13 protein-coding genes and 1 tRNA gene are annotated in these 12,662 nt (G+C 42.6%); 9 read left to right on the forward strand and 5 right to left on the reverse strand.

From position 1 onward, the window contains the following. The 3 genes from mgfK to ACFFGV_RS18030 all read left to right on the forward strand — a co-directional run bounded on the left by mgfK (nucleotide 1) and on the right by ACFFGV_RS18030 (nucleotide 2,346). A complete protein-coding gene (gene mgfK, locus ACFFGV_RS18020) occupies nucleotides 1–957 on the forward strand; it encodes a gluconeogenesis morphogenetic factor MgfK (protein WP_377350845.1) in 957 nt (318 codons plus the stop codon). A 39-nt stretch (nucleotides 958–996) separates the two neighbouring features. Then, a complete protein-coding gene (gene whiA, locus ACFFGV_RS18025; RefSeq protein ID WP_377350847.1) occupies nucleotides 997–1,947 on the forward strand; it encodes a DNA-binding protein WhiA in 951 nt (316 codons plus the stop codon). A 144-nt stretch (nucleotides 1,948–2,091) separates the two neighbouring features. After that, on the forward strand, nucleotides 2,092–2,346 hold the full coding sequence (locus tag ACFFGV_RS18030) for an HPr family phosphocarrier protein (RefSeq protein ID WP_377350848.1): 255 nt from the start codon (nucleotides 2,092–2,094) through the stop codon (nucleotides 2,344–2,346). A gap of 91 nt (nucleotides 2,347–2,437) precedes the next feature. On the opposite strand, the gene ACFFGV_RS18035 is transcribed toward ACFFGV_RS18030, so the two are convergent. Next, nucleotides 2,438–3,037, reverse strand: coding sequence for a class I SAM-dependent methyltransferase (locus ACFFGV_RS18035; protein WP_377350850.1), 600 nt, complete (start codon nucleotides 3,035–3,037; stop codon nucleotides 2,438–2,440). A 344-nt stretch (nucleotides 3,038–3,381) separates the two neighbouring features. Here ACFFGV_RS18035 and ACFFGV_RS18040 point away from each other — a divergent pair, with 344 nt between their 5' ends. Next, on the forward strand, nucleotides 3,382–3,759 hold the full coding sequence (locus ACFFGV_RS18040; protein ID WP_377350852.1) for a hypothetical protein: 378 nt from the start codon (nucleotides 3,382–3,384) through the stop codon (nucleotides 3,757–3,759). Between the two features lie 79 nt (nucleotides 3,760–3,838). On the opposite strand, the gene clpP is transcribed toward ACFFGV_RS18040, so the two are convergent. Both clpP and ACFFGV_RS18050 read right to left on the reverse strand, forming a co-directional pair. Then, nucleotides 3,839–4,429 carry an ATP-dependent Clp endopeptidase proteolytic subunit ClpP gene (clpP, locus tag ACFFGV_RS18045; RefSeq protein ID WP_377350854.1) on the reverse strand — a complete coding sequence of 197 codons (591 nt, stop codon included), beginning with the start codon at nucleotides 4,427–4,429 and terminating at the stop codon, nucleotides 3,839–3,841. A gap of 236 nt (nucleotides 4,430–4,665) precedes the next feature. Then, nucleotides 4,666–5,076, reverse strand: a complete 411-nt coding sequence (locus ACFFGV_RS18050; RefSeq protein ID WP_377350856.1) for a hypothetical protein — start codon at nucleotides 5,074–5,076, stop codon at nucleotides 4,666–4,668. 111 nt (nucleotides 5,077–5,187) lie between these two features. Between ACFFGV_RS18050 and ACFFGV_RS18055 the strand changes: the two genes are divergently transcribed. The 3 genes from ACFFGV_RS18055 (at nucleotide 5,188) to ACFFGV_RS18065 (ending at nucleotide 7,479) form a co-directional block, all read left to right on the forward strand. Continuing rightward, nucleotides 5,188–5,263, forward strand: a tRNA-Arg gene (locus ACFFGV_RS18055). Between the two features lie 202 nt (nucleotides 5,264–5,465). Further along, nucleotides 5,466–6,452, forward strand: a complete 987-nt coding sequence (locus tag ACFFGV_RS18060; RefSeq protein WP_377350858.1) for a tyrosine-type recombinase/integrase — start codon at nucleotides 5,466–5,468, stop codon at nucleotides 6,450–6,452. A gap of 199 nt (nucleotides 6,453–6,651) precedes the next feature. Next, entirely contained in the window at nucleotides 6,652–7,479 is an 828-nt protein-coding gene (locus ACFFGV_RS18065) for a hypothetical protein (protein ID WP_377350859.1), read from the forward strand. A 95-nt stretch (nucleotides 7,480–7,574) separates the two neighbouring features. Here ACFFGV_RS18065 and ACFFGV_RS18070 read toward each other — a convergent pair whose 3' ends face one another. Further along, complete coding sequence (locus tag ACFFGV_RS18070) at nucleotides 7,575–7,805, reverse strand: hypothetical protein (RefSeq protein ID WP_377350861.1); 231 nt, start codon at nucleotides 7,803–7,805, stop codon at nucleotides 7,575–7,577. 743 nt (nucleotides 7,806–8,548) lie between these two features. On the opposite strand from ACFFGV_RS18070, the gene ACFFGV_RS18075 reads away from it, so the two are divergent. Both ACFFGV_RS18075 and ACFFGV_RS18080 read left to right on the forward strand, forming a co-directional pair. Beyond that, nucleotides 8,549–9,124, forward strand: a complete 576-nt coding sequence (locus ACFFGV_RS18075; RefSeq protein WP_377350864.1) for a tyrosine-type recombinase/integrase — start codon at nucleotides 8,549–8,551, stop codon at nucleotides 9,122–9,124. 802 nt (nucleotides 9,125–9,926) lie between these two features. Beyond that, entirely contained in the window at nucleotides 9,927–11,138 is a 1,212-nt protein-coding gene (locus tag ACFFGV_RS18080) for a YonV C-terminus-related protein (RefSeq protein ID WP_377350866.1), read from the forward strand. 824 nt (nucleotides 11,139–11,962) lie between these two features. On the opposite strand, the gene ACFFGV_RS18085 is transcribed toward ACFFGV_RS18080, so the two are convergent. Then, complete coding sequence (locus tag ACFFGV_RS18085; RefSeq protein WP_377350868.1) at nucleotides 11,963–12,643, reverse strand: AbiU2 domain-containing protein; 681 nt, start codon at nucleotides 12,641–12,643, stop codon at nucleotides 11,963–11,965. Nucleotides 12,644–12,662 lie beyond the last annotated feature (19 nt).

A 12,662-nucleotide genomic window follows, 5' to 3' on the forward strand; every position in this document is an offset into this window, starting at 1 on the left:
ATGACAAATGAATCGTTACCAAGTGTGGTAGTACTGGGTGGCGGCACGGGTATGCCTGTTTTGCTACGTGGATTGAAATCCTTCCCTATTGATTTAACAGCCATTGTAACGGTGGCAGACGATGGGGGCAGTTCCGGTAAGCTTCGTGATGAACTGTCGATACCAGCACCAGGGGATATCCGAAACGTTATTGCAGCTTTATCAGATGCTGAACCTATGCTGCTTGATTTATTTCAACACCGTTTTGCAGACGGTAATGGATTATCAGGGCATTCTATGGGTAATCTATTGTTAGCTGCTATGACATCCATTACAGATGATTTCTTTCACGGAATAAAAGAGATTTCCAGGGTCCTTAATGTGAAGGGAACGATTCTTCCCATTGCCAACCAGAACATGTTCCTTCATGCCTTGATGGAAGATGGCACGGTTGTTTCAGGAGAATCTAAGATTCCTTGCAGCGGAAAAAAAATCAATAAAGTATTTTTAAGCCCACAGCCCGTGCAGCCACTGCCTGAAGCTGTAGAGGCTGTGAAAAATGCCGATTTAGTCGTGATAGCACCAGGCAGTTTATACACAAGCACCCTCCCTAATATGATAGTATCGCAAATAAGTGATGCTTTACGTGAAACGCATGGAGAAGTTGTTTATGTCTGTAACGTCATGACACAATTTGGAGAAACAACAGGCTACAGTGCAGCAGATCATGTGAAGGCTATCCATGATCATATTGGTGAAGGCTGCTTAGATGCTATCCTTGTTCATAACCAGCCGATTTCCACAGATGTTCGGAAGCTCTATGCTAAAGAAAACGCAGAACCGGTTGTGTACGATCATGAGCGAGTGAAGCAGCTTGGTGTGGATATTATTGAAGGAGATATCATTGACCCTAACCAGGTTACGCTCCGTCACGATACAGATAAAGTAGCAAAAATGCTAGTCTCTCTATTGGATTAATAACAATATAGAAGTCAAAACGAGAAGGGGGTGGGAGGATTGTCCTTTGCATCAGAAACAAAAAAAGAGCTAACATCTATTGAAGTAGATGATTGCTGTGCAGAAGCAGAACTGGCAGCCTTAATCCGAATGAACGGATCTGTTTCTTTTTCTAATCGGAAATACGTGCTGGATGTTCAAACCGAAAACGCAGCGATAGCAAGAAGGATTTATACGCTTGTGAAGCGATTGTATAATTTTCAAGTAGAGCTGCTGGTTCGAAAGAAAATGCGTCTAAAAAAGAACAATGTGTATATCGTACGAATGAAGGAGCAAGTACGTCAATTGCTAATGGATCTTGAAATTCTGGAGGAACCATTCACCATTATTCGTAAGATTTCCAATAAATATTTAGACAAGCCGTGCTGTCGTCGTGCCTATTTACGGGGAGCTTTCCTAGCTGGTGGTTCTGTTAACAACCCAGAGACGTCCTCATATCATATGGAGATTTTCACCTTCTATGAAAATCATAACGAATCCCTCTGTGATTTAATGAATCAATTCGACTTGCACGCCCGTGCGATAGAACGCAGAAATGGGTATATTTGCTACTTGAAGGAAGCAGAGAAGATTACGGAGTTTCTAAACGTTATCGGAGCGCACCAGGCATTGTTGAAATTCGAAGACGTCCGTATTATGCGTGACATGAGAAACTCTGTGAACCGGTTGGTTAACTGCGAAACAGCTAACTTAAATAAAACGATAGGTGCTGCCTTTCGCCAGGTAGAGAACATTAAATTTATTCAGGAAACAGTCGGATTAGAAGCCCTTCCTGACAAATTACGAGAGCTCGCCATTTTACGAGTGGAGCATCAGGATGTCACTCTCAAGGAGCTTGGAGAACTAATGTCCTCAAAAATAAGCAAATCCGGTGTCAATCATCGTCTGAAAAAAATAGATGAATTTGCCGATAAAGTGCGAAAAGGGGAACTTATTGCAAAAGGATCATAGATCATTCCTTTTTGAAAAATTGTATGATACAATGATTGTAATTTATAACGCTTCTGCTTCTTAGAAGCGTTTTTTCTTCCATAGCTTGCAAACGCTTTCCAATATAAAAATACATGAGCATAGGGGTAGAGAGGAGAGATAGACGTGTTGGAACAATCCATAACAGTAACGCTGAAAACCGGACTTCAAGCGAGGCCAGCTGCACTTTTCGTACAAGAAGCAAATCGTTTCTCATCTGATATTTTTCTAGAGAAGGATGGGAAGAGAGTAAATGCGAAAAGTATTATGGGATTAATGAGCTTAGCTGTTGGTTCTGGGGAAGAAATCCTGCTCCAGGCAGAAGGAAATGACCAGGAAGACGCCATACAAAAATTAACGAACTTCGTAACAGCAGAGTAATTTTTTCTGTGCTATTAATGTGAATAAATGAACATACGAAAGAAGCGAGTGTATGGAATCGATACACTCGCTTCTTTCATACTATTAAAGGCTATAGGTCCCGAAGCCTCCATAATGACAACGTTTTTCCATCGTGCAGCTCCTGTAGTTGGTGAAGAGGCTTTGGAAAAGAAAAGGGCCGTTCCTCAAGATTGATAGGTCGCCAATCCCCCATTCTAATATTCTTGTTTTCTCTTACCTCAGGAAAAGACGTCGTTAATAAATACGTGCTATTACTCCTTTTGAAATTTTCCACACACGCGGCTATCTCTTTCAAAGGAAAGTGAACTAAGGCATCTCTACACATAATAACATCTGCCTTAGGAAGAGGATCCTTCAGAATATCCATTCGAGCAAACGAAACATGATCCCCGTGATAGAGTCTATTATTTTGATCAATTAACTCTTGGACAATATCCACACCCACGTAAGACATTCCACTTAGATCCACTCGCTTCATCCAATTAAAATCTCCACACGGAGCATCCAAAACAGAAGAGATGTTATATTTCTTAAATAGACTAGGCAGCTTTTCCACAAGAGGTATTGTTTGTTGTATGGACGACCCACTGCCAGAAACTGATTCCTTATCCCCCCACAAATTATTCCGGTAAATATGCGTAAAAATGCCAGCCGTATGCTTCAATCTCACCACAATCCCCTACTCTCCATTGGTCTTTGTTCATCATATGTATGGAAGTAATGTGGGTGTGAGGAAGAGCTTGTGTACAAGGGATTAGGAGGGGTCTGGAGGGATGAGCAGGTAAATCGGGCCGGAGAGCGCATATCCTCGGTCGAAGAGCGCATAACTCGGCCGGAGAGCGCATATCCCTGGTCGAAGAGCGCATAACCCGGCCGGAGAGCGCATATCCCTGGTCGAAGAGCGCATAACTCGTCCGGAGAGCGCATATCCCTGGCCGAAGAGCGCATAACTCGTCCGGAGAGCGCATATCCCTGGCCGAAGAGCGCATATCCTCGGTCGAAGAGCGCATATCCTTGGCCGAAGAGCGCATATCCCTGGTCGAAGAGCGCATATCCCCGGTCGAAGAGCGCATAACCTCGGTCGGAGAGCGCATAACCCTGGTCGAAGAGCGCATATCCTCGTCCGGAGAGCGCATAACCCTGGTCGAAGAGAGCATATCCTCGTCCGGAGAGCGCATAACCCTGGTCGAAGAGCGCATATCCTCGTCCGAAGAGCGCATAACCCGGCCAGAAGAGCGCATATCCTCGGTTGAAGAGCGCATATCCCTGGCCGGAGAGCGCATAACCCGGCCAGAAGAGCGCATAACCCTGGCCGAAGAGAGCATATCCCCGTCCGAAGAGCGCATAACCCACCCTAAACCCCCTCCCCTTCTCTCCTCTACACTTGTTTGAAACAGAATTTGTATTTGAAAATAAGCAAAAGGTGAAAAAAAGCCTGCAACCGTATGACGGTTGCAGGCTTTCCTAGTGTTTATTGTTCTGTTTTCTTTTCCATTACTTTGTCAATTAAACCATATTCTTTTGCTTCGTGAGCAGACATGAAGTTGTCACGGTCTGTGTCGCGTGCGATAACTTCGTAATCCTGACCAGTACGCTCAGATAGAATTTGGTTTAGTTTTTCACGCATTTTAATAATACGGTTAGCGTGGATTTGGATGTCCGCTGCTTGACCTTGTGTTCCGCCAAGCGGTTGGTGGATCATGACTTCACTGTTTGGAAGGGCGAAACGTTTACCTGGTTCACCAGCAGCTAGTAGGAAGGCACCCATAGATGCTGCCATGCCTGTGCAGATAGTAGATACATTAGGCTTGATGAACTGCATAGTATCATAGATAGCCATTCCCGCTGTGATAGAGCCGCCTGGGGAGTTGATGTATAGTGAAATATCCTTATCCGGGTCCTCTGCTGATAGGAATAGAAGCTGTGCTACAATAGAGTTAGCAACGTTATCATCAATTGCACTACCAAGCATAATAATACGGTCTTTTAACAGACGGGAATAGATGTCATAAGCACGTTCCCCGCGATTTGTTTGTTCAATAACTGTAGGTATTAAATTCATAAAGGTTCCTCCTTAAATATATTTACATGATAAAGTTAAGTAACTTACGTTCATCATACCTTAATAGGTCAGAAAAGGTCAAACAAAAGGGATTATCGTTTTGAACTTTTTCGTCCGTTATTATCCTTGTCCTGTCCTATCGAGGAATGTAACTATTGTATGTACCCCGCAACGCAATGCTGACTCATTCCCCATTTTTCCCTTTTCGGGAGGAGATAAACATGCGGGCGGCGGGTTTATGTTTTAATAGATGATATTTGACGTATTGTTGTTTGGAAATGGTGCCGTAAATCCTTTTCTCTTACTTCCCAAACCATCCAGCCATGCTTCACAAGAAATGCCTTTTTTCTTTGTAGCCTTCTTTTCTTTTTAGGATGTAAGAGGTCTTCAGCATGATAGTACATAATGGCTACTTTTGCATCCATTAATGCAACATCTACTGTCACCCACCCAACCTTAACATTGGAGTATGGAGTAAGGCCTTTTGTCTGAAGGGTGTAAAACAATTTCCTTAGTGACATAGAATGAAGGGGAGGGGAAGCAGAATAGGACTGTAATATGGGAGTGGGGAAGCGAATTAAATGAAAAATGCCGATAACTAATAATGTAAACAGGAATATAATCCATAACAAATACCCTGATACCATCGTATCACCTCGGTGCTATCATGTCCTGTTTCCTTGTTTACATACCATGAAAAAAATTGCTACTTGAATTATCTTTGGGTCACCCCTTATAATAGTACTTGTCCTTATTTTGCGCTCGTAGCTCAGTTGGATAGAGCGGTAGATTCCGGTTCTACGTCTGTCGGGGGTTCGAATCCCTCCGAGCGCATCCCAAGCGAATAAACGTTGATATGACGGCAAGGAGACGCAGAATATTTTACGGTTTTCGGTGCGTTGGTTGCACGAGAAGACACGGAATAACAAGAAGCGCCCCCGTCCATATCGCCTAAGTTCGGGTACATATTACCCGACCGTTTACGTAGCCTCTCGATTTCTTAACGAAACTAGTTAAGACTTCGGGAGGTTTTTTTATGCGCAAAAAAATAAGACGTACAGGCGTTGTGAAGCGAAGAGAATCAGGCAAGGAGTACGAGGTCCAGCGAGTTAATTTGTCGTATGAGAAGGTGGTTGAACGGATTTCAAAGGTGTATGAATCGGAAGGCTATCGTCATAGAACTGTACGAGACTATATGAGCTATTGGCGAGAATTCTTCGAGATTATCAAGAAAGAAAACGTGTTCGACGTTACCAAAGAGGATTTCAGACGGTACATCACGACTTTGTTAGATGTTCGGAAATTATCGCCCGTAACGGTGAACATTCGGTTGGTAAGTGTGAAGGCGATTTTCTCGAAATTGGTTAAGGAAGAATTGTTGTCATCGAATCCCGGCGAAGAGATTCCGAAGTTGAAAATCGACGAAAAGAAAATCTACGCCTTATCCGACTCACAGATTAAGCGTTTGTTTTCCATGGTGGATACCGATTCAGTCGCAGGCTATCGAGATTACTGCGCAATGTTAACGGCTCTCTATTGTGGTTTACGTAGTAACGAGTTAAACGCATTGGAAATAGAAGATGTCGACTTCGATAACAAAGTGATTCTATTGCCGGGTGCGAAGAACAAGAATCGAAAAACTCGCATGATTCCTATGACGGAGAAAGTGCGAAATGAACTTCACCAATTGGTAACCGAGAACATCGAGAACTTCGGTCGAGATGTAAAGCACGTTTTTGTTAATAGCTTCGGTGAATCTATTCGACATGACCTTATTAGGAAACGTATGAATATGTACGGGAAGAAAAGCGGTTTAGATAAGGAAGGAGTACGATGTAGTCCCCACTCATTAAGGCACTCGTTTGCTGTTCGGTTTCTCCGTGGAGGCGGAGACATTAGGACGTTGCAGACAATCATGGGTCACAGCGAGATAAGCACGACTCAGGTTTATCTGCGATACACGGACGAAGATTTGTTCGATAGGTATCAAGAAGCGAGCAAACGCAACCCGTTAGATATCTAACGGAACCAACGAGTGATTATTGAGTTTTAGACAAAAAAAAGAGACGCAACCACTCGGATGAACCGAAGTGATATACGCCTACCGTGACAAGTAAAGTATATCGAAAAAAACGGTGTGTACGCAAGGTGTGAGACCTATGCAGCCGAAACCGAACGTACATTCGTGTGGTGCGTCTCCCAATTGGGGAGGACTATTCGAAATGACAGCGACATATCTAACGACAGATTTATCGGAGTTAGCGGAATACGCTACCTTCGAGCAGCAATTAGAAATGGACGAGGCTATTTACGCTTACATAGAGACGTTACAAATGGAAGAAGAGCCACAGTCGGTTATCGAGGTGCTACGTTTCCTCGGTCGTTCGAGCCTACGTGTGCTCGGTGTTTCTTTCGCTAAGTATCAAACGATAGCCGATTCATGCGATGTATCGAAAAGCACGGTCATGCGAGCAATTAAACGACTGGATCATTACGGGATGATTGAACGCTTCCCAACGGTAAAGAAATGGTTTGGGAAAGCGAAGAGAAAGTCCGTTAATATTATACGGATCAATCGTGCTATGACAACGCAAGGTGAACACGCAGAAGTAGAAGTCGAGACCACGGATGACAAGGACGAGCAGAACGAAAAACAATCGGAACCAATTAAACATAATCATACCATTCAAGAGCACAAACGAGACGGAGAAAGTTCCATAAACCCACGAGCATTACGACAATCTATTCCAAGCGTAATCTACGAAGCTCTATCGTCTTTCTATGATGTTCATGGGCTGTACGAGGTGTACGGAACTCTATTAAAGGCGAAAGCTAGCGTGAATCGAGAGATTACGTTAGAGGAGCACGGAGAAGCGTATGTGGACGTATTCCTAAACGCCGTTCGCAAGTATAAACGAGGGGCGATCGGTAAGTTGAACGGATATCTTTATGCTGCGTGGCAGTCGGTTACGAGCGAGGTTTCTCGTAAGTTAGAATGGGGTTCGGTTAATATGCAGGCTTCCGTGTACTACGACTGGCTATCTGATTAGGGCGCCATGTAAGGGGAGTCTATAATAAAAGTAAGCCTCACTCGTATAAAAATAGAATGAGGTGAATAATGGATACAAATTTGTTGATATTTTTCCTAATCCAGAGGCGTCACCATGATCTTAACGAACATATAAAATCCACCACCTAATACACCAATAAGGATGATAAGGTTTACCCAATCCCAGAAACTACTCACTCCTTGTTCCTGCTTCTCCCAAGGACCTTTTGAGCCACTCGTTAGAAGAGAATAGGCATACACATACAATCCCAACGGCAATAGACCAATAAAGCCTGCAAAAACTAGCTTGAATATAAATGTTATCAAATTCTATCCTCCTAAAAATCATCAGTTGTTATAACTAATTGAAACTTTACCCTTTATGTATTAAGCCTTTTAGTCCTATTAATTACATTAACATAGATAACTGGAAAATAGAGGGATTATTTCTGTTTATTGGGTGAAATATACTTAGCCCTTTCCTACTAAAATCATAGATAGACTGAACCGCTATTTACTTCAAATGCAAGTTAAACGGTCGGGAATAGTAGCGGAGTAATGGAATGCGATAGTACATAACGAGTAGAATGTGTAAACCGGTCGTAAAGGTTAATTGCTTGACAAAACGATGTGTAAGAAGAAACTCGGAGTAAAACAGAGTACGGGACAATCGTGCTTTACACGTTATTACACGCATATGGTTACAGTGGGGAACGTGAAGCTATCATCAGCACCCGTTGAATGTCGGCGAAGTCGTTCATGAGTCGACCACCTACGAAAACACAAGGGGGTTACGGCATAAAGCGCTACACAGACGTACATATGGCGATTCTCAGGCGCTTTGTTCTCGATTGAGAGGAATAATGTCGAAACGATAATATGCGACTGTAATCCGTTTGTGTGAATTTATAGCCGATATAGTCGAGTAAAAGTTAACTTGAATGTATGCTTTTGTGTATATTCATACGTTCATTTCCCCGTTTTGAAGGCATAGTACGATTGACTGCTAAATAAATGTATGGTATCGTTCGATTAAAATTAAAACCATACATTCGAAAAGAGGCGATTACATGAGCTATGAAGGCGGGAAAAAGGGTGATTTGGTTGACGTACAACCATTACGTTCACCCGAGGAAATCAAGGAGTTTCGGGAAGCGTTAAAACTATCGAAACAAGCTGATCGAAACTTGTTACTCTTTAATCTCGGTATTAACACGGGCTTGCGAATAGGGGATATCGTTAAATTACGTATAGAGGACGTTAAAGGCGCTTCAAATATCGTGGTATCAGAGGGGAAAACGAAGAAGCCTCGTAGGGTTCATTTAAACGCTATTATGGGTGACATAGCCGATTATCTATCCGATAAGCCTAACGAGGGTTGGTTATTTCCTAGTCGCAAGGGAGACGGTCATATAACCTCTACGCAAGCCTACCGTGTCTATGCGAAAGCAGCCGACCTGTTAGGACGTAAAGATATCGGCACACATACCGGAAGGAAAACCTTTGGTTATCATTACTATCAACGGACAAAAGACGTAGCAACGTTGATGGAGATATTTAATCACTCGGATCAAGCTACCACAAAACGATACATCGGCATAACAGAGGAAGAAATAGCGGAAACGTTGAAGGACTTCCGATTATAACTGGCAACCGATTAACCCTTTTCGGCGACGACCTCCCCCGGGGGCGTATCGCCGAATCCTGCCCACCGGGTCCACGAACATTTGCTACGAAAATTGAAAAGGTCGGAGGTCAATCGGGCGCCTTGCTCGAACCCATCAGACAATCGACTACATGATCGCTAGCCCTTCGAGGTTGGCGATTTTTTTATGAGAAATTTTAAAATCGTGTCCCACGAGATAGGGTTCCATGTGCTATTAGAAATTAGAAAGCTTTTTAGAGAAATTTCGAAAACAATGTCAAAAATATGGCGATTTGTTTGGTATAAGAGATTGAGAGCGAAAAAAGGTTGCTAGCAGTGGACTTTCGTAGACCGTTTAAACTTGTGACGAAGTTACCGGAGGAAATCAGAAAGTACTACATGCGGGGTGTTTCTTGGCTAAAACGCAAGATAAGGAACGATATGTAGAATGACTACTACAACACCCTTAGAGAGCGGGTGAAAACGTGCTAACGGTTAGCAAAGGAAAGTGCTAAAACGAAGTGAAAACGTTAATGTGACAGGGTTTGAAGCGGTTTTTCCTTAAAGAATGGGGGCAAAACGTGCTAATAAAATTGGGCGACTGAAGGGAGCCCATGAGGAGTGACGGTAGGAACGACGAATAGGGGTTAATCCACGAGGTAAGCGATAGACCGATAGAACGGGGATTATGTTCAAACCACTCCTTGCTAACGCAAGGCATTAACCAATTGGTAAACGATGGGTTTATAGCGAGAAAATCGGGTGGAGTAGTAAAAACAATTTTAATGGGAGAGGATTCAACGATGACAAACCAAACGAGAATAAACGTGGTGGACTCAATTATGGGAAGCGGAAAAACATCGTGGGCGATTCAACGGATGAATGAGGCGCCAGACTTCGAGAAGTTCATCTATATAACGCCGTACCTAGAACAAGTAAAGCGAATCAACAATCAAACAGAAAAGCAATTCGTAGAGCCGAACAATAATAACGCTGACGGAAGTAAAATGCGAAGTCTGAAAGAATTGATTGTCAATGGGAAGAACATCGTATCAACGCACTCCCTATTCCAAACAGCGGATGACGAACTACTCGGATTGCTCAAAGGAGCAGGCTACACGTTGATACTCGATGAAGTTATGGACCTAATCGATAAAGCGAACGTAACTCAGCGGGACATAACGGATTTGCTAGCGTTAGAACACATCGAGGTAGTGGAAAAAAAGGTGCGTTGGGTGTGTGATGACTACGAAGTTAACGCAAGGTACTCCGACGTTATGAAGCTAGCGCAAGGGGGCAACCTGTTCTATCACCGAGGGCGGTTCTTGATATGGGCGTTCCCCCCGAGAGTATTCAACGCCTTTGACGATGTATTCGTTATGACGTATCTATTCGACGCACAGATACAGCGTTACTACTTCGATTTGTATGGGTTTGGTTACGAGTATTACTCCGTTAAGCACAATGGGGAGCGCTACGAGCTAGTAGAGTACAACAAGCAAGCTGAACAGCGGGAGAAACTATACGAGCTAATCAACGTTTATGAAGGCAAGAAAAACGAAATAGGTGAACGAGAGAACGCCCTAAGTTCCACATTTTTACGAGGTATGTCGGATGAGACTGTAGTAGAAGTTCAACGTAAAATCTACGGGTATTTCCGGAATGATGTTAAGGCGAAGTCGAAAGATATCATCTGGACAACACTTAAAGACGCTAAGACCGATCTATCAGGTAAAGGTTACGTATTTTCGTTTCTACAATGTAATGCACGGGCTACAAACGAGTATCAAGATCGTTGGGCGCTAGCATACGTGTTCAACCGTTATATGCACCCGATAGAGAAGGCGTTTTTTGAAGATAACGGCGTAAAAGTTAATCAGGATTTACTAGCGGTAAGCGAGTTACTCCAATGGATATATCGTTCAAGAATTAGGAATGGCGAGCCTATCGAGTTATATCTGCCTTCTAGTCGTATGAGGCGCTTACTTAAAGAGTGGGCGAATTATGAAATCTAACAATTTAGGGAGACCGATAAAATGGCAAAGGCAACTGGAAGCTAAGAAAAAGTGGTACAAGCGGAGGTACACGACGTCGGGGCTACGTGAACTTTTACCTAGAAGCCATGTTCAATGTAAGTGAAGCGAGGATGAGCCAATTAAAGTGAGTGAGAGTCGAAGCCCCACCCTCAAGGGCAATATGAAGAAAAAGAGGTCCACGTTAAGTCATAGACATAACATAACCTACTATAACGTATTTGATCACTCTGAAGAAGCGCTCAAAGAGAAGGAATAATGCATTTTAGTAGTCGTGTTCAAAAAGCGAAAAAATGCGCCTCTTTAACCGACTTCACAACAAGCCCGGAAAAAGAAAGCGCAAGCATAGATAACCAACGCAGGAAAGAATTTCCTTCCCGCTTCATCATATCTTAAATTTACCACATTGAAATGACGGAGGCAAATGGTAGATTAAATTGGATATTTCAAACAAAAAGAGGGAGCGAATGCAAAGGCGTACAACAAAAACGAGACAGATTTGACCATAAAAATTGCCGAGCAGCCGAGGTTCGAAAGCAACTACAAACGTACTGCAAAGTGTGAACGACGAAGAGACTCCGCCAAGTTAACAACACGTTGTCAGGCTTACAAACGCCCGAACAGGAAGTGCTAGAAGAGGCGAAGGAGCTAGTGTCAACAATGCCCGACTATACGTTCAGACGCTTGCAAATTACGCACCCGGCTTTTAGCGACTTGAAAAACAACCAAAGCATGAGCGAACTGTAAACAACGGGGCTACCTTCGGGTGGTCTCTTTTCATTTCCCTGATTCTTGTTTTATGTAGTTCAAATATTCCGATTAAGATAACCCTCTCTAACTAAATTATTAATTTCCCCTTTATAAGGCTCAACCTTGTGCAGCCAGTCTAAAATATTGTCTATATCAGTGACATTTGTTGCATTGAATGACCAGCTTGAGTCACTATAGGCACCTTCCACTACATTAAGTATTTCTGCCACCAATTCTATGAGCAACCTTAATTGTTTAATAGTTAAAGGAAAGTCTTCTCCAAGCTGAGCACGATCCTCAAAATATTTTTTGTCCATATGAGCGAAGCTTTTATCTCTCCATGCGAACAAATTATTCAACAAATGATCTTGTTGCTCCAATTTGAACCTCTGCTCTTTAATAATATCAACTGTAATTTCAGTAGTATTTAATTTAGGTTTATTTAGAAAAATTCCTTTATAATTCCACTCTATATAATTAAGGAAATTATAGATAGTCCTTCCATTTTTATTCCTTCTTTCAAAAATTTTAGTCAGACCGACGATAACGCTTGTTAATAAAGACTCTTGTGTTAATTGGAAAAAAGCGGGGGATTTATTTAATATTTCAAGGCGGTCATTTCGTTTTCGTCTAATGTGGACATAAAGTTCTAGAAAAGAATTGAGAGAAATTACTTCTTGTATTAAACCGTCCTTATAACTCTCGAAGTGAGATAATATGTTATATGTATTTGACATAAACTTTCCTTTCCTATTC

Origin of the sequence: Pontibacillus salicampi, from assembly GCF_042434395.1 — a bacterium.
GTDB classification, from domain to species: Bacteria; Bacillota; Bacilli; order Bacillales; family BH030062; genus Pontibacillus; species Pontibacillus salicampi.

Excerpts from the sequence above, each read along its gene's own strand:
- ACFFGV_RS18065 (WP_377350859.1), top strand. The coding sequence starts at position 6,652 with ATGACAGCGACATATCTAACGACAGATTTATCGGAGTTAGCGGAATAC.
- ACFFGV_RS18075 (WP_377350864.1), top strand. The coding sequence starts at position 8,549 with ATGAGCTATGAAGGCGGGAAAAAGGGTGATTTGGTTGACGTACAACCA.
- ACFFGV_RS18060 (WP_377350858.1), top strand. The coding sequence starts at position 5,466 with ATGCGCAAAAAAATAAGACGTACAGGCGTTGTGAAGCGAAGAGAATCA.
- mgfK (WP_377350845.1), top strand. The coding sequence starts at position 1 with ATGACAAATGAATCGTTACCAAGTGTGGTAGTACTGGGTGGCGGCACG.
- clpP (WP_377350854.1), bottom strand. The coding sequence starts at position 4,429 with ATGAATTTAATACCTACAGTTATTGAACAAACAAATCGCGGGGAACGT.
- ACFFGV_RS18080 (WP_377350866.1), top strand. The coding sequence starts at position 9,927 with ATGACAAACCAAACGAGAATAAACGTGGTGGACTCAATTATGGGAAGC.
- ACFFGV_RS18085 (WP_377350868.1), bottom strand. The coding sequence starts at position 12,643 with ATGTCAAATACATATAACATATTATCTCACTTCGAGAGTTATAAGGAC.
- ACFFGV_RS18050 (WP_377350856.1), bottom strand. The coding sequence starts at position 5,076 with ATGGTATCAGGGTATTTGTTATGGATTATATTCCTGTTTACATTATTA.